The 26,145-nt window shown below is 42.0% G+C and carries 16 protein-coding genes; 8 read left to right on the top strand and 8 right to left on the bottom strand.

Going from position 1 to position 26,145, the window contains the following annotated elements:
* Positions 1 to 63 precede the first annotated feature (63 nt).
* From V7O62_RS06270 to V7O62_RS06285, 4 genes are all read right to left on the bottom strand, one after another.
* Positions 64 to 5,091: a PAS domain S-box protein gene (locus tag V7O62_RS06270; RefSeq protein WP_406658148.1), complete on the bottom strand. Its 5,028-nt coding sequence runs from the start codon at positions 5,089 to 5,091 to the stop codon at positions 64 to 66.
* 413 nt (positions 5,092 to 5,504) lie between these two features.
* Positions 5,505 to 6,548: a CobW family GTP-binding protein gene (locus V7O62_RS06275; protein WP_406658149.1), complete on the bottom strand. Its 1,044-nt coding sequence runs from the start codon at positions 6,546 to 6,548 to the stop codon at positions 5,505 to 5,507.
* A 103-nt stretch (positions 6,549 to 6,651) separates the two neighbouring features.
* On the bottom strand, positions 6,652 to 9,693 hold the full coding sequence (locus V7O62_RS06280) for a PAS domain S-box protein (RefSeq protein ID WP_406658150.1): 3,042 nt from the start codon (positions 9,691 to 9,693) through the stop codon (positions 6,652 to 6,654).
* Between the two features lie 146 nt (positions 9,694 to 9,839).
* Positions 9,840 to 11,024, bottom strand: coding sequence for a PQQ-dependent sugar dehydrogenase (locus tag V7O62_RS06285; protein WP_406658151.1), 1,185 nt, complete (start codon positions 11,022 to 11,024; stop codon positions 9,840 to 9,842).
* A 211-nt stretch (positions 11,025 to 11,235) separates the two neighbouring features.
* Here V7O62_RS06285 and V7O62_RS06290 point away from each other — a divergent pair, with 211 nt between their 5' ends.
* From V7O62_RS06290 to V7O62_RS06315, 6 genes are all read left to right on the top strand, one after another.
* Positions 11,236 to 11,574 (top strand): winged helix-turn-helix domain-containing protein, encoded by a 339-nt coding sequence (locus tag V7O62_RS06290; RefSeq protein ID WP_406658152.1) that lies wholly within the window; start codon positions 11,236 to 11,238, stop codon positions 11,572 to 11,574.
* Positions 11,574 to 11,855 (top strand): carboxymuconolactone decarboxylase family protein, encoded by a 282-nt coding sequence (locus tag V7O62_RS06295; protein ID WP_406658153.1) that lies wholly within the window; start codon positions 11,574 to 11,576, stop codon positions 11,853 to 11,855. Before V7O62_RS06290 ends, V7O62_RS06295 begins: the two co-directional genes overlap by 1 nt.
* Before the next feature lie 593 nt (positions 11,856 to 12,448).
* Positions 12,449 to 13,780: a condensation domain-containing protein gene (locus tag V7O62_RS06300; RefSeq protein ID WP_406658154.1), complete on the top strand. Its 1,332-nt coding sequence runs from the start codon at positions 12,449 to 12,451 to the stop codon at positions 13,778 to 13,780.
* Positions 13,781 to 13,882: 102 nt separating this feature from the next.
* Positions 13,883 to 14,512: a GbsR/MarR family transcriptional regulator gene (locus tag V7O62_RS06305; RefSeq protein ID WP_406658155.1), complete on the top strand. Its 630-nt coding sequence runs from the start codon at positions 13,883 to 13,885 to the stop codon at positions 14,510 to 14,512.
* Between the two features lie 315 nt (positions 14,513 to 14,827).
* A complete protein-coding gene (locus tag V7O62_RS06310; protein ID WP_406658156.1) occupies positions 14,828 to 17,218 on the top strand; it encodes an oligosaccharyl transferase, archaeosortase A system-associated in 2,391 nt (796 codons plus the stop codon).
* A 130-nt stretch (positions 17,219 to 17,348) separates the two neighbouring features.
* Positions 17,349 to 17,777, top strand: a complete 429-nt coding sequence (locus V7O62_RS06315) for a nucleoside 2-deoxyribosyltransferase (protein ID WP_406658157.1) — start codon at positions 17,349 to 17,351, stop codon at positions 17,775 to 17,777.
* Positions 17,778 to 17,986: 209 nt separating this feature from the next.
* Here the strand turns inward: V7O62_RS06315 and V7O62_RS06320 are convergent, their stop codons facing one another.
* A complete protein-coding gene (locus V7O62_RS06320) occupies positions 17,987 to 18,604 on the bottom strand; it encodes a TIGR00296 family protein (RefSeq protein WP_406658261.1) in 618 nt (205 codons plus the stop codon).
* A 122-nt stretch (positions 18,605 to 18,726) separates the two neighbouring features.
* Positions 18,727 to 19,959 (bottom strand): phosphoglycerate kinase, encoded by a 1,233-nt coding sequence (locus V7O62_RS06325; RefSeq protein WP_406658158.1) that lies wholly within the window; start codon positions 19,957 to 19,959, stop codon positions 18,727 to 18,729.
* 257 nt (positions 19,960 to 20,216) lie between these two features.
* On the opposite strand from V7O62_RS06325, the gene V7O62_RS06330 reads away from it, so the two are divergent.
* Both V7O62_RS06330 and acs (V7O62_RS06335) read left to right on the top strand, forming a co-directional pair.
* Positions 20,217 to 20,777 (top strand): flavodoxin family protein, encoded by a 561-nt coding sequence (locus V7O62_RS06330; protein WP_406658159.1) that lies wholly within the window; start codon positions 20,217 to 20,219, stop codon positions 20,775 to 20,777.
* A gap of 125 nt (positions 20,778 to 20,902) precedes the next feature.
* Entirely contained in the window at positions 20,903 to 22,840 is a 1,938-nt protein-coding gene (gene acs, locus V7O62_RS06335; RefSeq protein ID WP_406658160.1) for an acetate--CoA ligase, read from the top strand.
* A 57-nt stretch (positions 22,841 to 22,897) separates the two neighbouring features.
* Here acs (V7O62_RS06335) and V7O62_RS06340 read toward each other — a convergent pair whose 3' ends face one another.
* Both V7O62_RS06340 and acs (V7O62_RS06345) read right to left on the bottom strand, forming a co-directional pair.
* On the bottom strand, positions 22,898 to 23,971 hold the full coding sequence (locus tag V7O62_RS06340; protein WP_406658161.1) for a phosphotransacetylase family protein: 1,074 nt from the start codon (positions 23,969 to 23,971) through the stop codon (positions 22,898 to 22,900).
* A gap of 74 nt (positions 23,972 to 24,045) precedes the next feature.
* Positions 24,046 to 26,142 (bottom strand): acetate--CoA ligase alpha subunit, encoded by a 2,097-nt coding sequence (gene acs, locus V7O62_RS06345; RefSeq protein WP_406658162.1) that lies wholly within the window; start codon positions 26,140 to 26,142, stop codon positions 24,046 to 24,048.
* Positions 26,143 to 26,145 lie beyond the last annotated feature (3 nt).

A 26,145-nucleotide genomic window follows, 5' to 3' on the forward strand; every position in this document is an offset into this window, starting at 1 on the left:
TATCAACCTTATTTTAGATTTTTATTATTTATAAGGGGATGTCAACAGTCAAATAAATATCTGTTACAGGTCCCTGAGTTGTGAAGCTAGCAAATCATACTGTTTTTCAAGTTCCGGAACAATGGAGGCTACTTTATCAACCTGGCTATTCTTGCCGGCTTCCTCCATCTCAGCAGCCACCTTACTTAAGGCCATACCTCCGATGTTTGCCGATGCACCTTTTATCTTGTGTGCAAACCTGTGAATCTTTTCTGCATCTCCTCTTTCTATGCTTTCCCTGAGGGCATACACCTGCTTTGGCGTATCTTCAAAGAAAATCCCGATTAATTCCCTGGCAAGATACCCATTATCCATTGCTCTCTCAAGAAGTGCCTGTCTGTCAAATATTGGAGGGTTCACTGATCTCTCCACCTCTCCTGCAGACAGATTATCCTGATATCTTTCTTTTTGCACCGGAAACTGCCATTTCTCCACTAATTCCGTAAGCATTTGGAATGAAACCGGCTTTGCGACATAATCATCCATGCCGGCTTGCAGGCAGCGTTCTTTGTCTCCCTTCATTGCATGTGCTGTCATTGCAATAATAGGAATATCATGAACAAGGACCGACGACTGTGGATCACGGATGTGCCGGGTGGCTTCAGACCCATCCATTTCGGGCATCTGCAGGTCCATGAAAACCAGATCATATGGTAGTATCTCCAGCGCTTTTATCGCTTCAGCACCGTTGGCCACGGTATCTACACGGTGGCCCAGTTTTTGTAGCATGTTCTGAGCCACTTTCTGGTTCACGGTATTATCCTCTGCCAGCAATATCCTCAAATTGTTGCGATGATGCTCAGAAGAAGAGCAGACATTGGCAGTTGTTTCCGGTTTCCTGTCCTCTCTTTTCATACCCAGGATATCGGACAACGCATGAAGTAATTCCTGATGCCTCAAAGGCTTTGTCAGATAAGACGCAAAGTGACTTTCTTTCATATGGCAGGAGTCAGTATGCTGGCCCAAAGAACTTAACATAACCAGACTTATATTCTCAAGTTTCTGATCATATTTGATCACCCTTGCAACTGATTCTCCGTCCATTCCCGGCATATGCATATCCAGGATGACCACCTTGAAAGGATCACCATCTTCCAGTGCTTTGTACAGCACCTGCAGTGCCGTAGGACCGTCCATAGCTTCTTTTACTTTTGCACCCCATGAGGATAACTGCCTGTTGAGTATCTCACGATTCGTGGAATTATCATCAACCACCAGGATGCGAGCATCCTGAATTTCTGCAGGGATAACATCCCCATGATCAGTATCCTGCTGCTTGACAAATTTAATCTTAAACCAGAATTCTGAACCTTTGTCCTCTACGCTTTCCACACCGATCTCACCACCCATCATCTCCACCAGTTGTTTGCAGATAGCAAGCCCGAGCCCTGTACCACCATATCGTCGCGTCTTTGAAGCATCAACCTGATAGAATTTGTTAAACAAATGACATTTTTTGTTATCTGGAATACCAACACCGGTATCACGGACTGAGAAGCGCAAGAATGCTTCTGTGTCAGTCTCAGACTCCAGGCTCACGTGTACCACCACCTCTCCCTCATGCGTAAATTTAATTGCGTTTCCGGCCAGGTTCATCAATACCTGCTGCAAACGTCCCGGATCACCTCGGATACTGACAGGTACATCCGGCGCAGCCGCACAAATGAATTCCAGTTCTTTCTCGTGGGCCCTGACAGAAAGCATTGATGCAAAGTCATCAAGCAGGTCATTCAGGTTGAAGTCCACAGTTTCAAGTTCGAGCTTTCCGGCTTCTATCTTAGAGAAATCCAGGATATCATTGATGATCTCGAGCAATGATTCACCACTTACACGTACCGTTTCCGCATAATTACGTTGTTCGTCCGTGAGGCCGGCATCCAGAAGCAGTCCGGTCATTCCGATTACAGCATTCATAGGTGTCCGGATCTCATGGGACATATTGGCCAGGAATTCACTTTTTGCTCTTGTGGCTTCCTCTGCTCTTATTAAAGCATTGTCAAGTTCGATGTTCTTGTTCTTCAGTTCATCAGCATATTTTAGCAGTTTTTCCTCCGCAGTTTTGCGTTCAGTGATATCGTTTACAAACCCCAGGAATCTTGTTTCACTCAATTTGACAGCTTTTACATTACATACTATCCTTTCTCCTTCCCGCGTCAAAAGATAGATATCATCGACAGCATTTCCTGTTTCAACAACAGTTTGGAAGTGCAATGAAGCACTTTCCTTAGAATTAGGTGAGACTATATCTGCCAGGTTCATTCCCAAAAGTTCTTCCCTTGAATATCCGGTGATCCTGCTTGCAGCCTCATTGACTTCAACGTAATTGCCCTTTTTATCTACGATGAATACACCTTCTGGCGCCTGTTCCACATAACTGCGGAAGCGACTTTCACTCTCATGCAGCGAGGTAAGCAGATTGTCACGCTCTTTCAGTGTCCTGGCAAGATTGATATTACTATAGCTAAGTGAAGAAATGATATCTGTCAGATGGGTATAAAACTCCATTACTGCTTCAACAGTTTCCCGGTCCCAGCGTGGCACTTTGTCAAGTGCTTCCAGATATGTCTTTTCATCAAAACCATACGTTTTTGCCTGAAGCCTGAAAGCATCGTAGGGGATATCCTCATCATCAAAAAAAAACTGTCCCAGAAACAGGTTGCCTAAATGTGACTCGCCCACCACTATAGGAGTTACTATATCCCACATGTTGTTCTTGCACTTGTAAGCCCTGTATGAACCTGGCGCTACGCCCCGAGCCAATTCCAGATCACTTTCAACACAGTGACTGCATGTCTTAGGGTTGACCCTGTGGAATTTCGTGCATATATCCTGCCAGCCGGTAGCAACCAGAATATTATCATTTAGATCAAGGATACCAACAGGGATACCAGTCAGCCGGTAAAAATCATCCATAAGCAACTGCACGGCTTCCTTGTCAATGATATCGACGAGTTCCAGTTCTCCGATATCTCCTCCCTGTTCCAGAATGGCATTCAATTTCCTTTTTACTCGAACCTCACTCTCACGTAAAGCTTCTTCAGCCACCTTGCGTTCGGTGATGTCTGTTTGAATGAGAGTAATTCCGATGACATTTCCTTCGGCATCCCTGAGAGGGCTGTACACATTTTCATACCACTTCCCGTCGAACAACGAATCTTCATATTCTTCGACCAGGGTGAATGCTTCACCTGCAAGTGCCCGATTAAAATTCACTTTTGCTTTTTCTCTTTCCGAAAGATCATTGATGTAGCTGAGCATACCGATGCCATCCTCAATCTCGGCATCCCATCTGCGTTTCATCATTATCTGATGATTTTTGTTGAAGGTAATGTAGCGGTAAGCTCTGTCAAGAGCAAATACGGCAACATCGTTAGGGCTTTCAAGGACTGACTGCATAAGATTGTATGCCTGCCGGTATCCTTCACTCTGTTGTAGCGCTTCCTCAGCCTTTCTCTGCTCTATAATATTCCAGACGGAATCTATAAGCAAGGTTAACTGAAGTACATCGTTCTCATTATAATCCGATTCCTTGTTGGCCACAGCTACAACGGCAACGATTTCTCCGTTATTGTACACAGGTAGTGTCATATACTTATATAATTCAACATGTCCTTCAGGACATCCCTTCTTCAGTGGGTTTGGAGCCTGAAAATCATTTATAACTATTGATTTGTTCTGCCGCACAGCCTCTCCCCAGATGCCTGCGTTCTCCAACTCGAAAGTCGTCGGAGGGTCACAAATGCCACAATAATTCATTACTTCCTTTGACCAGGTACTAAGAGTGAATTCTTTTTGATCCTTATCATAAAGACAGATGTAACCGATCTTGCTCTGGGTGAGTTTTATTGCTTCATTGAGTGCATAGTCAAGAAAATCCTGAAATGAATCGGACCTGTATCGCAGAATAGACACGAGACTTCTTAATCGCTCCTCCCTTAGGCGAAGTTCATCCTCAGCTTTTTTACGTCGGGTGATATCGCGACCAACACCCATTACTCCGATCAACTGTCCATTTGCATCATACATAGGAGCTTTGATAGTCTCGAGATATTCTCTGTGCCCGTCATCGGCATAGGTGATCTCCTCCTCATTAATAGTGGGCTTGCCGGCTTTCCTTGCAGCCATATCATGCCCTCTGAAGAACTCTGCCTCCTCCTTGTCAAAAAAATCATAGTCATCCTTTCCGATGATATCTTCTTCTTTTGCACCGAAAAAACGCTCAAACTTCTGATTGCATGTAAGGTACACACCGTCTTTATCTTTCAGCCAGACCAGATCAGGAATTGTATCTATTAAAGTACGTAAATGACCTCTGTTTTCCAACAATGACCTTTCAGCGATCTTTCGATCAGTTATATCCTCGCCTACACTGACGATGCCTGATATCCGGCCATTTTCATCCTTAAAGACAGTATTATTCCAGGCAATAGTTCGTCTTTTCCCGTCTTTTGTGACAATGTCGTTGCCATAATATGACGGGACATCTGCAGCTTCAATTGTCTTCAGGAAGAGATTTTTTACCTCGGGAACTATTTCAGCAGGAAGAAACGTGTCAAACCAATCTTTGTTCAGGACTTCTTCTCTTTTCCATCCTGTCAGGCCGAGTAAGAAATCATTACAAAAAATAATTTTTCCTTTCGGATCTAATATCATGCCCACAAGTTGAATATTCCCAAGAACGGAATCGAAACGTTTTTCAGATTCATCCAGCCTGGTTTCCGTTCTTTTCAGTTCGGTGATATCTGTGATAATGCCTTCCACATGTAAAGGAGCATTATCCTCATCACAGACAAGCTCCGAACGTTCACTTACCCAGCGAATGCTTCCGTCAGGTAGCAAAATGCGATACTCTGCAGATACATCCTCCCCATCTTCTCTTTTTTTTGTCGCAGCCTCTACGATGTACGTATCCTCAGGATGGACGTATTGATACCAGAAATCATCCTTCTCCGCAATTTCCTGCGGTTCCCGGCCAAATATATTCTCGAATGAAGGACTGATGTTAAGTAGCTTAAGATCGGGAAATGTTGCAGACCAGACAACTATATCCATATATCTTAAAATTAGATCCAAATACTTATCGTCGTTATGTAAATTTCTTCCAGCCCCGTTTTTAAGCATATTGCTATCTATAGATTTATCGTGATTCAACATATTTCCCACTCTGGCAAAGATCAGTCTACCATCGTTTAAAGTCCCGGATACCCGAATGATTTTAGTTGTTTAAAACCTTTCGGTTTTGTCTTGACATCAACTTATTTGAATATTTTAGCTTTTTATTTGCAAAATCAAACAAAATTTGTTGAGTGTACTTTGCTGATTAGAACTAAATAGAGTTAGCCAGGGTACTTTGAATTGAATAAAAAAGGATAACTCTAATTTATTCCTGATATCTTTGTTCCAGGATAGAAAAGTTCCCGGAAAAAACCCGGGAAATGAAAAATGATACAATTACTTTTTTAATACTAAAGTTTGATAGGGGCCTGGGTGGATGAAGACGGAGCCTTCTTCTCAAATTCAATCCCTTCTGCTTGCAGCACATTTTGAACCGCCCCGTTAATAATACCTTCAAGTTTATCTTTGGGTACAAGGGTTACTGCAGAAAGGAATCTCAGATGTTGCTCACCATCCACATCTTCGTCTAGTATTTCCACGAATGGATCACCATGTGCAGACGTAAGATTAGCCTTTATGAGTCCTTCCTTGAATTTCATGGTCATCTTGACATGACCGATGAATTCAGGGTTAATTTCCTGCAACTTTTGCTTTATATCCAGAAGTAGATTCACAAGCATGCTGGTGACCTTATCAGCATGCAGGTCGGAAGCATCAATAGAATATTCACCTGAATAGCTGCCAACACCTGACATCTCTATGGAGTTGAGATCACTTCCCGTGAATTCGCTCTCACTCTCACCGGCAAGCAGGTCCAGAAAGAGCTGGAACTTGGAATCCATATTCATAGCTGAAAATTCCACTACTATCGCATCAGGATTAAGCTGAAGCACGGTTTTTGTAGTTGCAGCGATGGATTCAGCGTCCACCAAGTCAATCTTATTTATACAGACAATTTCAGCGTCCCTTATCTGGTTTGCTATGAAAACAGGTATCTGGTCGATCTCCATATTAATCCGGCTTGCATCCACAAGTGACACAAGAGGAGCAAAACTTAAATCCTCAAGGTCCATGAGTTCGAGATGTTCCTTGATCTGTAGCGGGAAAGCTATGCCTGTTGGCTCGATGATAACAATATCAGGGTTATATTCCTCTGCAAGGGTCTGCAGGGTATATTCCATACTTATCCTGAGTGAGCAGCATATGCAACCGCTTGTCAGCTCTTTTGTGACGAGACCGGAGTCAGAGATGGTCTCACCATCAATACCCACCTCGCCAATCTCATTAACGATGATGGCAATTTTGTGCCCCTTGGCAATCAGATGTTTCCCAAGGTTTCTCAGAGTCGTGGTTTTTCCGCTTCCCAGAAAACCACCTATGATTATAATTTTCAATTGTTTCACCCTTGATTACAAAGAACTTGAGCATTGAAAAGGTACAATGATTTTATATCATTTTGTCGCTCGAGAACAACAAATTACTTTCATCCTGCCCCAACTACGTAGATACCTGGGTGCTGATAGATGAGTTTTCCAGGGGCAGTAAAATATGGAACGTGCTTCCTTCTCCTTCCCTGCTTTCCACCCAGATTTTTCCTTCATGGTCCTCAACTATTTTTTTGCATATATAGAGACCAAGACCGGTTCCACCATATCTGCGTTTTATCGAAGAATCAACCTGGTAGAAACGTTCGAACAGGTTTGGTATCTTGTCTTCAGGGATACCGATTCCCGAATCACTTACATATATATGGATAGAATCATCTTTGATTTCCGCACCAATATTGATCTTTCCACCCTGAGGGGTAAACTTGATCGCATTGTCCATGAGGTTCATAATTACATCTGACAATTTGTCCCCGTCACCCTTAATCAACGGCAGGTCTTCAGCAACATCCCTGTTGAGAGAGATGTTCTTTTTCTTAATCTGCAGGGCAAGATCCTGAATTGGATTATCGATTATATCGGAAACCTTGACCTCATCAAAGGTGTAAGATAGCTTACCTGCCTGTGCCCTGCTAAGATACAGAAGGGAATCCACAAGTTTGCGGAGACGTTCGGAATTGCGGATCACAGTGTCAACAGCTTTTTTCTGTTGTCCGTTCACTGGTCCGAGCGTACCGTCCGATATAAGCTGGCTGTATCCCTGTATGGATGTAAGGGGAGTCTTGAACTCATGGCTTACATTTGACAGGAACTCATCCTTCATCAGGTCCAGGGATTTAAGGTCCTCGTTTACCTTTGATAGTTCGGTATTGGCTTTTGAAAGTTCCCTGTTCACTTGGGCAAGTTCGGAAGCGAATTTCCTGAGAGTATCCTCTGCCCTCTTTTGCTCCATCATCTGCCACATTCCTTCCATGAGCAGGGTAAGCTGCCTGATATCTGCCTGGTCGTAGGGATCTTTCTTGTTGCCGACTCCTGCCACGCCAACAACCCTTCCACCTTCGATTATGGGAACACTCATGTAGCGCTTCATTTTCACATGGCCTTTGGGATAACCTCGCTTGAGCTCATTATAGGCTCCGTAATCATTGACAATAATAGGACGTTCCTGTCGGACGGGTTCTCCCCAGAGACCGGTGGATTTCAGAAGATAATCGAACTTCTTTTCCTCCTCCACATTGCACTCTTTCATTACATTTCTTGACCATGAATATATGGACAGGACCGTACCCTTCTCATTCAGGAATGCAAGGTATCCCATCTTGCTTTGAGTAAGTTTTACAGCCTCTTCCTGCACGAAATCGGCTATTTCCTTGAATGTGTTATTAGTCATTCTGGTAAGTTTAAGGAGTGTTTCAAGCCGTGACTCATCCAAAAGCAAAGCCTCTTCAGCTTTTTTGCGAGCAGAAATGTCCTCGAAAATACCAATACCTCCAAGGAAAGTGCCATCATCTGCAATATTCGGACTATAATCTGCCTTGATGAAGATATCTTCACCACTTATTGCCGCATGATATTTCCCTTCGAAGTGGCCTGCTTTTCTGGAAAGAACATCACTAATCGCCTTTCTCATAACTTTGTCCTTAATGTGTGTCACCATGTTGAAACCAATGACAGCTTTTTTATCCTTCACACCTATTATTTGCAAAAACTTCTCATTGCAGTGGCTTACTATGCCTTTGTCATCAAAATGAAAAATACCCAAAGGAGAGTTTTCGAATATGAGACGATATTTCTTCTCAGCTTCAAGGACTGCTTCTTCAGCCTTTCTCCTATCAGTGGTATCTATTATTATTCCCTGGTAATAGGCAGGTTCCCCGTTCTCATCCCTTATCAGATAGGACCTTTCTGTTACCCATCTCGTTTCCCCGGACCTTGTCAGGAGTCGATAATCCTTTGAGTAATAGAACTTGTCCTCTATCTCAAGCTGCTTAGTGGAAGTCTGTACAAGTTCAAGATCATCCGGATGGATTATGTCCGCATAGACAAGCCTCCCTGATGTGAAATCTTCAGGAACATAACCAAACTGGGAAATATTTTCGGAAATGAATTCTATAGGCCACTCTTTTTTCGCACACCAGAGAACAGCAACCACAGGACTGTTTTTATAAATATCTTCCAGTTTTTCTATCGACCTGAACTTATCTCTCAATGTTTTATGGCTAATCTTGCGCTCGAATACTTTTCCAATTGTACCCAGCATCCCGCCATATGAACCATCTTCATCAGTCAGAGGAAGCAGGACTCCACTATGATAGATGGATTGTCCGCCCGGTTTGATGAATGGAAAAACATCATAGGTTTTTGATAGTAGATTTTCTTTTGCTGCTCTGAAAAGATCGATGAAACACATTTCCCCTTCGATTGATTCTTGAGGAATAAACTTCATCAGATTTTGCCCGATAACTTCTTCTTTTGAAAAGCCGGATATCGATTCCATCCCTTTATTGAAGTATACAATCCTGTCGTACCGGTCAACTGCCCACACACCGGTCCAGATATTCTCAAGTATGTTTTCAGGAAAGTGCCTCTCCTGGATAAGGGGTTTGCAGGTTGAAGAGCTCTGGAGCAGAGTCCATTGGCCATCCTGTTTGATTATCGTACCGTCATGCATCCCTATTATGCCAAGTATTTCCGACCTTGTGCGCGCCTCCAAGAGAAAGACGAAAAGGCCGATAATCCCCTTCCTGCGTATTATACCCATACCCTTTTTCTCAAATTCTACAAATCGATTCCAGGCATTTTCTCCAACTATTGTAAATTTATCTGCGATCCTCAGGCCGCTGTATCCTTCAGATATTGCTGAGTCGTAGGTATCCTCCCATCTCTTAAGAGTTCTTTCGGACATAGGACCTTCACTTGCAATGTAACATTCAGCACATGGCATTATGATCAATTGCCCGCTCTCAAGATATGATTCTGCGTCTACACCGACATCTTTAAGGAATTTTTCAGCACTTTCCGATGTAATCTGACCTGAGACTGCCCAGATACAACGCTCGTTCCCTCTCAGGCCGGCATCAAGAAAAGCAGCAACTACATACATAAATTCTTCAGTGGTTTCGTACAGGAGAGAAAAATAGCTCCCCTGTGGCATATCAACTACAAAATCAATGTTCGAATCTATTGTATCAACCCTGATATTATGACCCCGCAGATCCTGATAACTGTCACTATTACTTAATTAGTTCCCTCTTATATGTATTTAAGTGCTTAAAAAACAGATTATAGAAATAAAAAAAATTATTCAGAAAAAGATATTCTATATATTTTTCCTGCATTGTCATCGCTTACAAGAAGCGATCCGTCTTCTGCGACTATGACATCCACAGGCCTTCCGGTGACAGTGCCATTATCCTTCAGCCAACCTGTGGCAAAATCATTGACTTCCAGGGTATCCATATCAATGCTTACTACTTTGTAACCTGTGGGCACCTCACGATTCCAGGAACCGTGATAGCATACGAACATGTCACCCTCATATTCTTCCGGGAAAGTGTTCCCATCATAAAATGCAAGTCCGAGAGGAGCAGAATGTGCCTGTAGATCCACAAGGCTCGGAGTCTTGTTTTCACAGACATTCTCATCGGGATTATCGGGATCGAAATCCGTATCACGGACATTCTTACCATAACATAGAGGCCAGCCGTAATCGTTACCTTCCTCAATCAGGTTGATTTCATCAGGAGGAAGATCATCTCCCAGCCAGTCACGTCCGTTATCGGTAGCGTAAAGTTGTCCTGTGACAGGATGAAATGCCATGCCTACTGAATTTCTCAGCCCACTGGCAAATATGCTGCAATTGCTACCGTCGAGATCACACTTTGTAATGGCAGCCCTGCGTTCATCCTCTTCGTAACATACATTGCATGAGGAACCTATGCTCAGGTAGAATGCATTGTCAGTTACCTTCACTGTTCTTGTGGAGTGTCCTCCGCTTGGAAGATCATCAATAAGCACTTCCAAACTGTCAGCATCTGCAATGAGGTCTCCATCATCATCCCTGACCCTTATTACCCGATCTTCCTCTGCAATATAGAACCAGCCTTCAGAATAGTCTATGCCGTGTGGACTGTTCAGGCCGGAAATGAAGACTGACACTCCATCAGCTTTGTTATTTCCGTCCCTGTCCGGCAATACAGACACCAGGCCTTTGTTGGGAATGGAAACATAAACCACTCCATCCTTCTGCAAAAGCATTCGAGGCCCTGGATCAGGGCCAGGATATGATACAAGACTGCTGCCCAGGTTCTCTGCATACGTATCAATTGTAAATCCCTGCGGAAGAGAAATCTCCTCTAAACCATTGGCCCCTGCCGAAGGTCGCACACCAATGTAATCATAAGCGATAAAAGCAAGTATGAACACTATCAGCACAACAAGGAGCAAGCTCCACCAAAAGCTTCTGCCTGAAGAATCATTCAACATTTTCTAACCCCAAATCCATCCTTATATGAGTTTGTCCTGAGGGAATAAAAGGCTTTGGTGATAACGTTTCACAGTATCCTTCCAGACAGCTCATTTAGTTAGCAGTAGCATTCACGAAATCCGAAACCATAATTATAAATAAGTTGATTGTTTTACTTTCAGTAAATACTGAAAGTTCAGTGATTTCAGAACATTAGTAGAAGGTAAGAAAATGAGTGAAAAGGATCTTGCAAACAAAAAACAGGAATGGATAAGCAAACTGGAAAAAGAGGGAAGGCTAAAGTCTAATCCTACCGAGGATCACGCTATCGGACTCAGGACTCTTCAAAATCCGACACGCAGAAAAATTCTCAAAATGCTCAATGACGGTCCACTCTGTATAGAAGAAATATGCAACAACCTGAACCTCAATAACTCACAGGCGAAGTTCCATGTGGACATGCTGGAAAATGCACTTTATGTTGACAAAGTAGAAAACAGTGAACCGACAATATACCAAATATCACCAAGAGGTGAAGCTTACCTTGAGAATGTGGAGGAGATGAAATAATGAATAATCAGGAAAGAATTGACGAAATTGACAGGAAGATAGGCTTTTCTAGCATGAAAAAAACAATTATGGAAGATGGTGCAATTGACAGGAGGACAAAGAAACTCCTTGCAGTTGCAAGTGCTGTTGCTGTAGGTTGTGACACATGTTTTTTAACTAACAAAAAGTTTGCAAAAGAAGCAGGCATTTCCGACGAAGAAATCGATGAGGCAATACTTGTAGCCGCACTTATCAGAATGGGGTCGGGGCTTAATTACACCTGGAAGAATATTGAGGAATAAGCAATAGATTACTTCCTTTGTGAAAAAGGAAGAATTTGTTTGAGCCTTCGCCGGATAATGAGAGGAATAGAAACAGATGATTCTTCTTCCCCCGGCGCTTCTGCAGCAAATTGACATTCAGACTAATCCAGAACATTTGTCGATATAACCTGCAAATAGATCATGTCAAAATGATACGCTTGAATGTTACTTTTTGTACCATCAAAACTCCATAAACCCCCACCCCGTCTAAATTTCAGACAAGTAGCATTCAAGCATTTTATCCAATCATAATTTTGGGTAGCAGGATTTCAACACAGGCCATGGAAGGATATTTGATGTGCCGGAAGATAATTTATCACTTATTCTCATGACAATTATATCAATTTTGATTTCTGAATTCTTCGACAGGGCAAAATATTTGAATGGTTGCTGAAAGGATAGAAAATACTGCTTAGGATTATGTCCCGGACATTATTAATGCTTGTATTTGTGAGTATATTCTTTACAAAGAATGGAAGATAAGATTAACAGGGTAAATGATTGCATTTTTGACATATACCAGACTAATGAAACCAGAACATTAAACAGGCAAAATAGGCGGAGAGGAATTGATGAATAACAACTCACGCAATACCTTCAAAAAAGAAATTAGAGGGATGCCCAGACTATTGCTCCGGATGCCAAACTCAAATGTGCTGATGTTCGGATCAATTAAGGGAGATTTTTCTGCTGATGATCTCAAGAAGGCCGTCCGGAAACTCCCGGATAACCATCAGTTTTTGAAATGTCGAATCAAATTTGACAATGATGATAATGCATTTTATACGATTGACAGGACTCTAATTCTTCCTGTTATCAATGCTGAATCCTGTGACATGAAAGAAGTAGTAAAAAATGAACTCAAGTATCTTTTTGATTTTGAAAAGGAGCCTCTTGTGAGGATAACTTTAGTCAAGGAGAATAAGGAGACTTTTCTGGTTGTAAATTGCCATCATACAATATGTGACGGGATGTCTCTTGTTTATCTTTTTAAAGATATAATGCAAAATCTTGCGAACAGGAATAATGAAGAAAAGTACATACCTTCGGAACCTGTTTTTTTTGAACAGAAAAATGTTTCACAAAAAGAAGGGAATTTTTTCACACATCTTTTTTCTGGAATAATAAACTGGAAATGGAAAAGAAAGCATGTAGCTTTTTCCAGAGAAACCTACAGGAGTATACATCATGGATTCTGGAATGAGCATATGCCGGAAATGTGTTGTTTCAGTTTTTCAGAAAAGCAATCTCAGGAGATTATATCCAAATGCAGGGAACATGGAATAAAAGTAAATACAGCCCTGACAACTGCACTGCTTCAAACGGAAAAGATGGTTCTTGAAGATGAAGAATATTCAGATAAGGTTACGATTGCCGTTAATATCAGGGACAGCCTGACCAAAAAGCCAGAGGAAAGCATTGGTTATTTTGCCACTGCAATAAGGCCTCAGTTAAAATATTCAGGTGATAAGGCATTCCTGGAAAATGCACTCATATTCCAGAAAGAGATATCAAAAATGCTTAGCGGGAATCTTTTCAAGAGTCTGGCAATCAATCTGATCGATACAAAATTTTTGGATTCGATTGTATTAAACAAATTTGGAAAAAGAAACGATAAGATGGCCAGAAAGTTCATCAAAAAAACAATGATGGATGAAATAAACACAACCTTTACGGTTTCAAATCTGGGTCTGCTGGAAATACCCACAGAGTATGGCCCATTGGAACTGAAGACACTATATGGCCCGATAATTTATTCAGATACAATGGAGAAATACATTGGTATACTAACAATCAATGGAAAGATACATCTATCAATTTGTTATGATGAAAACATTATAGGTACCGGTTCCATAAATAAGATTAAGAATATCCTGAATTCCAAAACAACGTTCCAGCTCTGAAAGAGAGCAGGAAATAAGAAGGACTACACTACTTAAGTGCACATAATTTTTGCTTTGAAGTTTTTCATTCCTTCAAAGCAGTACCTGATTTGAGGCAAGCACATGGATGAAAATGAAAAAAAGAAAGCAAAGGTAGCGAAAGTAATACCCTCCCGCCCGGGTGACGAAAGGATCGGTAAGGAGAAACGCTGTTACATTCCCCTACCAAACCCGGAGGGTAAAAGTTTATCTGGTGACTATGCCATTTCGACCAAACCAAGAGATGAGTTTATAGAACTTATTTCGCAGAATTTGAAAGCTCAGGGTTTTGATGAAATATCATCAAGAATAGTTGGTGTACTGTTTATAGAAACCGAAGAGATGTCTCTTGAAGAAATAGCAATCGAAACGGGCTACAGCCTCTCGGCGGTAAGCACTGCTATGAAGAACCTATCTCATCTTCACATTGTGAAAAGATTTAAGAAACCGGGTTCCAGAAAAGCCTTCTTCTTCCTGGATAAGAATCTGGTTTCAGCAGGAACCCAGGTCTTAAGGACAAAATACGAAGATGTGATTATTCCTTCAAAAAAGAGACTCCCGGATATTATAGAGAAATACAAAAACGAGAATTCCAAAAACTCAGAAGAGGAACTGAGAATTATAGAACATTATCACAGACAGGTACTGAAGCTCGAAAAGGTAGTAAAGAACTTTTTGGAAGAAATGGAAAAAATCGAACAAGAGATGATGTGAACAAAACTGATGATCGAAAAAATTTACTGTTTTTTGTGTTTGATCAGGGTCACCAATTATAGTGATGTTTAAACCTTTTTCTAGTGTACAGGATACATAACAGAATTTTATTTGGTCATTTTTTGTGGGTATTCTTGAAGTGATAAAAGATTTTGAAGTAAAGTACATATTAAGTGAAACCTAAATTGAAAGTTATAGTAAAAGCTGCAGTAGATTGATAATACAGTTGCTAAAGTTATATTATCTGGTATACATTATCTTAGAAAGATACTTATACAATTTAATACATTTTTACATAAATTTGAGGGGATGTGTATGAAAAACGTTGATAAGATAACTAATAGCAAATTGTTAGTTGTGTTTCTGGTAATATCCGCTTTCCTTATACGTCTATCATCTTTATTTACGATCTACTCCAACGGAAAAATCATATTTGTTGGGGCAGATCCATTTTATCACGTCAGGCGAATAGTTTATTCAGCACAGCATTTTCCTGATACTATAACTTTTGATACTTATCTCAATTATCCATTTGGTTATGAAATCGGATGGCCACCGCTCTATGATCAGGTCATTGCATTTTTGGCATTAGTTGTGGGCAATGGAAATCCCAGTATCAGTACCATAGAAATGGTTAGTGCAATATTTCCTGCTTTGCTGGGAGCTTTGACAATCCTTCCCCTCTATTATCTTGCTTCGGCCATCTTTGACAAAAAAACAGCAATTGCAAGCGCAGTCATAATCTCACTTATCCCTGCACACTTGATTATATCAGAAGCCGGATTTACTGACCACCATGTGGCAGAAGTCCTTCTTTCGACTACAGCATATGCATTGTTAATAATTGCTTTGAAGCAAAGCCGGGAAATAGACCTCAAATTTTCGAATATCAAAACTCTGGAACCAAAGTTGCTTATAAAGCCAGTTTTATTATCCATTGCTGCGGGACTCATACTTGCCCTTACAATCTTTACCTGGATCGGATCACCTATTTTCCTGGGCCTGGTAGGACTATATATATTTGTCCAGTTCACAGCCGACCTCAAAGAAAAAAGACAATCTGAATATGCATTAATCAATGTAATTATTGTTTATACCACAATACTTCTGTTCATTGTACCTATTATTGAAAGAACCCTGAGACCCGGACTTGAAGTGAGTGGAATGTTCCTTTCCTGGTTCCATGTTACTTTTGTCGTAGCTCTATTGTTAGCATCATCATTTAGCGGAATTATTGCAAAAATATTTGACATAAAGAATATACGCTGGATGTACTATCCCGTAGTAATCATAACGATTGCTGCTATTGGAACTGTTTTAATAAACCAGGTTCTTCCTTCCTTTTACCAGAATGTAATCGAGGGAATGGAGTATCTGGGAGGAGATGCCAGTATTCTGGGAACAATTGCCCAGGCACGTCCTTTATTGTTTGATCAGACATTTACACTCGTACACGTGTGGAATTATTTCACCATCTTTAGTTTAACAGCAATCATTGGTCTTGCTATTTTTACTGCAAACCTGAATAATAAAAAATATCCACCTGAGATGGTCTTTTTCTTTACATGGACAATAATTGTTCTGGTCCTGACTCTTTCACAGAGAAGATTTGCCTATATGCTTGCAATCAATTTTGCTGTATTGTCGGGATACTTCGTGAACTCACTCTATGGATTGTGGAAAAATGAACAAAAACAGGACACTAAGACTAAATCCAAGTCTAATTCTAAGTCTAAATCTAAGAAAGCAGCATCAAAAACACCTGTATGGGAAACTGTTACAAGTGCTTCTATTATGCTGATATTTATTCCTATAATTTCTTTTTCTTTCTTCGCACCTATAGTTGATACCCTTGGTGACCCCGAAACTCCTTCTTCTGACTGGCAGGAATCTCTTGAGTGGCTCGAGGCAAATAGCCCTGAAACCTCATTTTACCTTGAACCTGAAGAAACACCCGAATATGGAGTACTAAGCTGGTGGGATTACGGTAACTGGATACTTTATATCGCAAAAAGGCCCGTGGTTGCAAACAATTTCCAGACGGGAATTGAAGATTCGTCTCACTTTTTCGCCACGACAAACGAATCGGATGCCTTATCCATTCTTGAAAAAAGAAATGTGAAATACGTGATCACTGACAACCAGATGACAATTAGAAAATCCCAATCCATATTTGATGTTGCCGGAGAAAGTTACTACAAGGGAAATACATCCAACAACTACCTTCAGGAAGAAGAAATCCGGGAAACAACTCTAGTAAAACTGCATCTGTTTGACGGATCCGATCTTGGAAACCTTAGATTGATCCATGAATCTGAGCAAGCGAGCTTAAGGATGAATCTCGACGAAAGTTCTGACAAAAACCCTGATAATTATACTGAAATAAAGAATGTAAAAATATTTGAGTATGTACCAGGTGCTACAATAGAAGGTTTTGCCAGCCCGGGACAGAACGTATCAGCAAAAGCAAATGTGACTCTAGACAACGGCCGTACATTTGAGTATCAGAATAAAGCTACTTCCGACAATTCAGGCTGGTATGAATTGAAAGTTCCCTATTCAAATGCTACACAATATAATCAGAGCATAGAACCCTATTATGTGACAATAGCCGAAAATGCAAATTACACAAAGCAGATTTCAGTAGAAGAAGCGGATGTAATTAATGGCAACAGATTAAGAGTAGATTTTATTCCACAAGAGTAAATCTAGGCAGCGGGCAAGTGCATCTTGTTGGCATGACACGTAATAACTTCATTATTTTCACCCTGCTCACAACAGCATTATTAACCATCCCGACAATCTAAGTATTCTCAAAATTCGAGGATGATAAATTATGGATGGGAAAAAACAGATTTACCTTGCAGGCCCTCTTTTTTCTAAAGCAGAAAGAGACTTTAACTTATATCTCAGGGACAGGTTGGTAGAGATAGGATTTAAGGTATTCCTGCCACAGGAAGACGGAAATGACACACTTTCAAGCAGACTTGAAGAAAGGATGAAAAACATCTTCGAAAACGATGTAGAAGGTATCGACGGTTCGGATATCGTACTTGCTGTACTTGACGGTGGCAGCGACGTTGACTCCGGGACTGCCTGGGAGATGGGATACGCGTATGCAAAGGGAATACCTGTCCTTGGACTCAAAACCGATTTCAGGACCTTTGGGGATGAAGGCATCGTCAATCTCATGATGGAAATGTCTGTTGCAAAACTGGAAAGGGATGTTGATAATATCCTGAAAGAGCTTGAAAACTACAAATAAGCAGTAGAATTTGTTGTATCCTCAACAACAAATCAACCTTTAATTCTGCATGAATTTCTTATTTTAAGGTATTGCTATATGAAGAAATTTGGAAAAAAGACACAAGTGAATATCTCTACGTTCTTATTCCCTCTACTTTACATTTTTAGTACCAGTTGGAAAATGCTGGTTTTATTTTTCCAATCAGCTAATTTCTATAGAAAAGGCAATCATTCCTTTATACAGCTCTTCTCACGAATATCTTTCTCAAGAACTTCTCCTTGGGGCTCTTTTTCTGCAAATATCTGCCCTTCAAAACAGTAGACCTCAGCACCTGTTGTCCAGGCATCATGCGGAAGACCTGCTTTCAGGCACGTATGGCTCAGGAATTCCACTTCATCCATATCATGTTCCGGCGCTACCTGAGGAAGGAGCAGACCCTGACGGTAATCTCTCTTAACTATTAGTCCATGCCTGCCGATCTCAATGGAAGATGGAATGTCATTAGGAGCTAAATTCAAACGTTCAGGTGGTGTGAGGATTGTAACCTCAACAGTTATATGGTCCATCTCATCTTTGCTTACCGGCGGAAATCTCGGATCCCTGAAACCTGCGGAAATAGCCGAGTCAGTGACGGCATATTTCAGAGGAGAATCAGCATAAGGATGACCTATGCAGCCTCTAAGTTCCCCGTTCTTGTTCAGAGTTACGAAAACTCCCCTTGTCTCAGCGAACACCGGGGGAAGCTGTATCTCTGAACCATCAATCATCTCACCGGTCCAGAGGTATGTTTCTATTGCATCCCTTGCCAGTTTCACGACTTTCTTGCCTTGATCTTCTGTTAGCAATTCGAACTTATCGTCCATGCACATACCCCAATTATCATCAATTACAAAATCAACGATACCGAATGCCTTCTGATATCGCCAGACTTGCAGGCCCTTACGGGCCATAAATTAGAATTTGTATCTCATTGGTTATGTCTGTATCGTGAAGCTGCATCTTTAAGGGCTTCAATGCCAGGAAGGGACATACCGGCAAGATAATCAATACATGCACCACCACCCGTGCTCAGGTGAGAGAACCTGTCATCATATCCCAGATTTCTGATCTCGGCAGAGATGTGTCCGCCACCGGCTATTGAGTAATCAGAATGAACAGCTGCCTTTATAATCTCATGAGTTCCCAGTGCAAAGGGATCAAGCTCCGAAAGACCTGCCGGCCCGTTAAGTACAACAGTCTTGGCATTCCTGATTTCCTTGGAATATGCAACTATAGTCTCAATGCCGATATCATTTATCGGGAAGCCATCTGCAGGAAGTTCATCAACCAAAACCTCAACCCTTTTTCCACCATCGTTTAACGCGACATCAACAGGAAGACCAATATTTCCATCATACTCATCAAGTATCTGCTCTCCACGCTCTATCTGGTCAAGATAACCCTGGGATTCTATGAAATCCATGTTAACCTTACCTATGTCAACACCGTTTGCTGCGAGTACAACATTTGCCACAACTCCCGTAAGAAGCATCCGGTCTGCACTTTCGTTGGACAGTACATTCTCGGCGACCTTTAGTGAATCATCTACCTTCGCGCCCCCCAGCACAAATATACAGGGGCATTCACTGCCCTTTAGACCCTTGTCAAGAGAAGTTATCTCTTTTTCCATAACCCTTCCAGCCCCACTTGGCAGAACTTCAGAAAAACCGGTAATTGAGAGCTGGGACCTGTGCGATACCGCAAAAGCATCATTCAGAAATATGTCCACAAGAGGTGCAAGCTTTTTTACCATATGTGTCTGTGCATGTTCTTTTGCAGGACGTTTCAGGCTTTCCTCAGAGTAGAACCTGACATTCTCGAGTAATAACACATCTCCTTTTTCCATGGAAGCAATCCTGGATCCTGCATGGCTGCCAAAGATGTCATCCACATACTCAACCTCTTTTCCAAGATAAGCTGACATGCGTTGTGCATGCGGTTTCATAGTAGTAAAATCGCTTTTTCCGGCTCTGCTCTGATGCGCAAGCAACACGACCTTGGCATCTTCCAGGTCTTCTAATGTGGGGATGTGGCTTTTTATCCTCATATCATCAAGGATGTTCTCCTCGGGGTCCATGGGTACATTCAAATCCACTCTCACGAGGATAGTTTTTCCATCCACATCAAAATCATCGATAGTAAGATAATCTCTGGCAGTCAAATTTCCATCACCATTAAAATTGTCACCTGTAAATATCTGGCAATATAGGTCTATATACATAATATCTTTATGAGATATAAATACAGACAACTATCATTAATTTTGGTGTAAATAGACCAATAAGATATAATTTTTGCGTCTTTCACAAAACCTTAATCCAAAAATTTACCAAAGATTAGTCGAAGGTTAGCAAAAGCTAATATTTGTTGACCTGTAATTCTCAACGGCAATCAATGGAAATTTTCATCGGTGATAAAATGAAAATAATCGGAATTTCAGGAAGTCCTAAAACAGACGGCAATAATGATACACTCATTGGAAAAATGCTTGGTATTGCAGAGGAAAGAGGGTTTGAGACTGAGACTGTCCTGATCTCAGGATCTGAAATTGGTCCCTGTACTGCCTGCGGAGTCTGCGGAAAAGGAGAAAAATGCCCAATAGATGATGATATGCAGCCAGTATACGATAAACTTGCACAGGCAGACGGCATTATCGTATCCTCACCTGTATATTTTGGAACAATGACCGCACAGCTCAAGGCACTTTGTGACAGGAGTGTCCTGCTCAGAAGGCAGGGTTTCCAGTTGAACAACAAAGTGGGTGCAGCAATGGCCATCGGCGGTTCCAGGAACGGAGGCCAGGAAAAGACGGTCCAGTCAATACATGAATGGATGCACATACATGGCATGATAGTTGTCGGTGATGGCGGGCACTTCGGAGGAATACTCAAAAAACCTGCTGCTGAAGACGAAGAAGGTATAAAAACAGCAGAAGATACCGTCAATAAATTGTGCGATGTTCTGCAAATGATGAAATAATCCGAAATATCTTTTTTAGGGTTATTAAAAGCCCTTTATCTTTATTTTTTCTCTTATAACAAACGATTTAAGCAAATTGATACAATATTGTTTTGGGGAACAATATTCAAACTGTGGTGTTATCAATGAGTGAAACGATCAATCCTCAAGCAAAAGACCTCGAATTCAGACCACCAGATGATTTTGTAAAAAATGCAAATATCAATGACTCTGATGTCTACAAAAAAGCCAACGAAGACTTTGAAGCATTCTGGGAAGAACAGGCAGAAGAAATAGAATGGTTCGAGAAATGGAATAATGTTCTTGAATGGGAACCTCCTCACGCAAAATGGTTTGTTGGTGGAAAGCTGAATGCGTCGTATAATTGCCTTGATGCAAATGTCAGAAAAAACGGAGACAAGATTGCCATTATCTGGGAAGGGGAAAACGGGGAGATCCGGAAGTACACCTATAAAGAACTCCTTGTAGAAACTTCTCGTTTTGCAAACGTACTTAAAGAACTTGGCGTGAAAAAAGGTGATATTGTTACCATTTACCTGCCAATGATACCTGAGATAGTCATCGCGATGCTTGCATGTGCCAGGATAGGTGCTCCCCATAGTGTGGTTTTTGCGGCTTTCTCCGGTGAGTCACTGTGCACACGTATCTCAGATGCTGAAAGCGACCTTGTCATAACCTGTGACGGTTACTATCGAAGAGGGAAAATAGTCGAGCAGAAAAAAAAGGTTGATTGCGGGCTGGATTCCTGTAGCGCGGTCCAGAAGGTTGTTGTTGTCAAACATCTTGACAACGATATCAATATGAGAGCCGGGAGGGATATATGGTGGCATGATCTCATGGAAGCATCAGGACCTGTGTGTGAGCCTGAGGCAATGAACTCAGAAGATATGCTATTTTTAATGTATACCAGCGGCACTACCGGAAAGCCAAAAGGGATCGTGCATACCACAGGAGGATATATGGTCGGGACACATATAACCGCAAAATGGATCTTTGATCTCAAGGACGATGACATTTATTGGTGTACCGCTGACTGTGGCTGGATAACCGGGCATTCCTATATTGTCTACGGACCACTCTCAAACGGTGCAACCATTGTGATGTATGAAGGTGCTCCTGATTATCCGGAAAAAGACAGGTTCTGGGACATTGTGGAAAAGCATAAGGCAACCATACTATACACAGCTCCCACAGCAATCAGGTCCTTTATGAAATGGGGAGATACATGGCCTGCAAAACATGATCTTTCAACACTCAGGCTGCTGGGTTCTGTGGGAGAGCCTATCAATCCCGGTGCATGGATTTGGTATCATGAAAATATAGGAAAAGGCAGGTGTCCTATTGTAGATACATGGTGGCAGACAGAGACAGGAATGGTACTGATATCACCTCTTCCGGGAATCACAACTTCAAAACCCGGGAGTGCAACTCTCCCTTTCCCGGGAATTAAGGCAGCAGTACTAGATGACAATGGAAATGAAATGCCTCCGGGAGAGGATGGCCTGCTGGCTATCACCAGACCCTGGCCCAGTATGGTCAGAACTATTCATGGAAATGAAAAGAGGTTTATAGAGACATACTGGGAAAAATGGGACAAAAATACCTATTTTGCCGGTGATGGGGCAAAACTGGACGATGATGGCTATTTCCATATTAGTGGACGAGTTGATGATGTAATCCAAGTAGCCGGTCATCGTATCGGTACGGCAGAAGTCGAAAGCATACTGGTATCATATCCATCGGTTGCAGAAGCAGGAGTTGTGGGCAAATCAGATGAGATAAAGGGAGAAGTCATCTATGCCTATGTGATCTTAAAGTCCGGCATATCCGGAGATGATAAGCTGAAAAAAGAGCTTATTGAACATGTTAGTTCCAATATAGGACCCTTTGCGCGTCCTAAGAGAATCATCTTCTCCGATGAATTGCCAAAGACACGCAGTGGCAAAATCATGCGCAGAGTGCTCAAAGCCATAGCCAATGGAAAGGATACAGGCGACGTTACCACGCTGCAGGATCCGGAAGTTGTTGATGAGCTAAAAAAGAAAACATTAGAAGAGGAGTGACTATTACAATATTTCCTTAGAGAACCGTAAAGGTTCTCTTTGTTTTCACTCCTCTTTTCAAAATTTCAGGCCTATACTTTCAGCGATCGATTTCAGGTCAACATTTCTTTCCAGCAGCTCGACCATTCTGTCGAGCTTTACCTTTTGTTTTATGTGAGCGTGACCCATCAGTTGCTCCATCCTCTCAATCGTAGTCATGGTATCACCGCGAACAAGAATCACGGGGATGTTCGCCTCTTCGGCACTTGCAAGGACAGCACCGCTCGGAAGCATGTTCCCTGTCAGCACCAGACATTTCACCCTTGTTTCGATGGCAGCCATCTGTATATCAGCCCTGTCACCACCGGTTATCACCGCACTGTTAGGAATTCTCCTGAAATACTTGATAGCAGAACCTGCTTCCATGGCTCCGACAAGATAATTATCAACAAACTCTTCAAGCCTGTCTGCACCTACAAGAACTTCTGCACGCAAACCTTCAACTATTTCAGAGATCGGCACCGAACGAAGTGTCTTATCCTGCTGAATAACCCCGAATACCCTGATACCTTTTTTCTCCAGGAAAGGAACAACAAGCTCGGTAACTCTTTCCATCATATCTGCTGGTACTTCGTTGAGGATGATACCTGCAAGTATTTTTGAATCCTGTATTATGCGAAGATCACACAATATACGATCGATTGCATAGATGGAATCAAAACGTGTCACAAGAAGCATTTTGGTCTGGAGTTTGGAAGCTATCTCGGGATCAGAAAGACCATACATAGCCCCTCCGCCAATACCTCCCGTGCCTTCTACAAAAACAACATCCTTATCTTCCGAGATAATAGAATAGGCTTCCAGAAGCCTCTCATCAAGATCCTTTTTGACACCTGTAAGTGCATCATCTATCAAACTGTCTGTCAGGTGAATAGGAGTTATCAGTTTAGTAGGATCATCGAGTCCGAGCATTTCCTTAATGCTTTCAGCATCTTCATCCGTGAGAGAACCATGCACATCTATCAGGAGATTTCCCACTGGTTTCATGTATCCGACTGCGTAACCTTTGTCCCGGAATATCTTTCCCAGCCCCATACAGATGGAGCTTTTACCTGAAAATTTCTCTGAAGAACTAACCAATATCGATGCCATTATCTTGCTCCCTTGAATCTGATTTCCATAACATTGAACCCTGCGAAGTATTATTGATATATGTTTGTTACAGCTTAGTTTACATCTATAGTGAACCTTACATCCATTGCGACACAGCCTTCCCCATCCTGCATCACCATCAAAGGATTTATTTCGAACTCCAGGATCTCGGGGAAGTCCATCACAAGTTGCGAGATCTTCATAAGCGCGTCAATGATAGAATTGATATCTGCAGGTGTCTCACCCCTCACACCCGCAATCAAAGGATAGGTTTTGATTGACGACACCATGTGTTTTGCTTCATCTGCACTTATCGGTGCCACGGCAAATGAGACATCCTTCAGGAACTCCACATAGGTACCACCAAGCCCGAACATAAGAAGCGGACCAAACTGCGGATCCCTGTTCATGCCAATGATAACCTCTTTTCCACCGGAAAGCATTTTCTGAACCTGCACGCCCGCTATCCTTGCATCCGGCATATAACGATGGACATCCGACATCATGGAATTATAGGCACGTTCTACATCATCCGCATGCTTCAGGTTAAGACGTATACCTCCCACATCGGTCTTGTGAGATATGTCCGGCGAGACTATTTTCATGACAACGGGATAGCCAATCTCTTCAGATACCCCGACAGCCTCAGGAAGTGTTTTCACTATTCGGGAATCAACCACATTAATACCATAAGAAGCCAGTATGTCCATGGATTCAAGACCGAGTATGCGTTCCTTATTTGAGATAGCTTCCTTTATTACGGCATCCGCAGCATCTTTGTCAGAACTGATCTCCTCTGATGAAGTGTATTTTCTATTTCTTATTGAGTAATAACTGCATAATGCATCCATGCTGTTAACTGCCCGCTCCAGGGATGGGTAATTAGGGATACCGTTTTTTTGCAGCAGATCCTCCCCTTCCGAAATACGTGTCCCCCCTGCAAGGTTACACAAAATCGGTTTTTCCGATTTTCTTATCGCATTAACTATCTTTTCGGCGATCTCACCCACATCGGTCATTGCCTGGGGAGAAACAAGAAGAATTACACCATCTACGTTACCATCTGCAAGTACGATTTCCAAAGCATGCGCATATACATCCGCACTGGCATCCCCCAGAACATCTACCGGGTTGTATATATTCGCAGCAGGAGGCAAGGTATCACGCAATTTACTGATGGTTGGTTCCTCAAACGATGCAATGTTCAACCCGGCACTGGCACATGCATCCGCCGTCAATATGCCAAGACCACCAGCATTAGTAACAATAGCAATGTTCCTGCCCTTCGGAAGAGGATAAGATGAAAAAGCCCTTGAGAGGTCAAGCATTTCTATCAAAGAGTCTGCACGTATGACCCCACTTTGTCTGAAAGCTGCATTATAAGCTGCATCAGACCCTGCAAGCGTTCCGGTATGTGAGGAAACCGCTCTTGAACCTACAGAGGTGCGTCCGGATTTCACAATGATTACCGGCTTGGACCGGGTGACATCCTGTGCTATCCTGATGAAATCGGGACCGCTTTTCACACCTTCCAGATAAGCAGCAATAACTTTAATGGAAGTATCTTTTTCAAAAAATTTCAGAAAATCATTTTCATCCAGGTCTGCCTTGTTCCCTAAGCTGACAAACTTGGAAAAGCCTACATTTGTTTTATCCGCCCAGTCCAGAGCCACAGTACAGATTGCACCTGATTGCGACATCATAGCAATATTGCCCTTATGTGCCATATTTGCTGCAAAGGTCGCATTAAGACCGGAATCAGTGTCGATAATTCCAAGACAATTGGGCCCCACCATTCTGATACCGTATTGTTTGCATATCTCAACACATTCCCTTTCCAGACGGGCACCCTCTACACCTGCTTCCTTGAAACCGGCTGATATGACAACAACATTCGCTACACCTGCCTTTCCACACTGGGCTATAGCTTCGGGGACGAGCTTTGCAGGAATAACTATGACAGCAAGATCAACACTTTTCTCCTTCGGTATATCAAGAATGCTTTGGTAGGCACTGAACCCGAGTATTTCAGTATCTTTGGGGTTTATAGGTATAATGTTCTCAAAACCGTTTGCTACCAGGTTTTCAAGTACCGCTCTTCCTACTTTACCTTCTTTTCTGGAAGCACCTATCACTGCCACAGCCTTCGGATTAAACATTCTGTCAAGCATATT

This window comes from Methanolobus sp. ZRKC2, assembly GCF_045291185.1.
In the GTDB taxonomy this organism is placed as follows: Archaea; Halobacteriota; Methanosarcinia; order Methanosarcinales; family Methanosarcinaceae; genus Methanolobus.

Bases quoted from the DNA above. Each gene is read 5' to 3' on its own strand.
- V7O62_RS06270 (WP_406658148.1), bottom strand. From the start codon at position 5,091: ATGGATATAGTTGTCTGGTCTGCAACATTTCCCGATCTTAAGCTACTT.
- V7O62_RS06280 (WP_406658150.1), bottom strand. From the start codon at position 9,693: ATGCCACAGGGGAGCTATTTTTCTCTCCTGTACGAAACCACTGAAGAA.
- V7O62_RS06285 (WP_406658151.1), bottom strand. From the start codon at position 11,024: ATGTTGAATGATTCTTCAGGCAGAAGCTTTTGGTGGAGCTTGCTCCTT.
- V7O62_RS06290 (WP_406658152.1), top strand. From the start codon at position 11,236: ATGAGTGAAAAGGATCTTGCAAACAAAAAACAGGAATGGATAAGCAAA.
- V7O62_RS06295 (WP_406658153.1), top strand. From the start codon at position 11,574: ATGAATAATCAGGAAAGAATTGACGAAATTGACAGGAAGATAGGCTTT.
- V7O62_RS06300 (WP_406658154.1), top strand. From the start codon at position 12,449: ATGAATAACAACTCACGCAATACCTTCAAAAAAGAAATTAGAGGGATG.
- V7O62_RS06305 (WP_406658155.1), top strand. From the start codon at position 13,883: ATGGATGAAAATGAAAAAAAGAAAGCAAAGGTAGCGAAAGTAATACCC.
- V7O62_RS06310 (WP_406658156.1), top strand. From the start codon at position 14,828: ATGAAAAACGTTGATAAGATAACTAATAGCAAATTGTTAGTTGTGTTT.
- V7O62_RS06315 (WP_406658157.1), top strand. From the start codon at position 17,349: ATGGATGGGAAAAAACAGATTTACCTTGCAGGCCCTCTTTTTTCTAAA.
- V7O62_RS06330 (WP_406658159.1), top strand. From the start codon at position 20,217: ATGAAAATAATCGGAATTTCAGGAAGTCCTAAAACAGACGGCAATAAT.
- acs (WP_406658160.1), top strand. From the start codon at position 20,903: ATGAGTGAAACGATCAATCCTCAAGCAAAAGACCTCGAATTCAGACCA.
- V7O62_RS06340 (WP_406658161.1), bottom strand. From the start codon at position 23,971: ATGGCATCGATATTGGTTAGTTCTTCAGAGAAATTTTCAGGTAAAAGC.
- acs (WP_406658162.1), bottom strand. From the start codon at position 26,142: ATGCTTGACAGAATGTTTAATCCGAAGGCTGTGGCAGTGATAGGTGCT.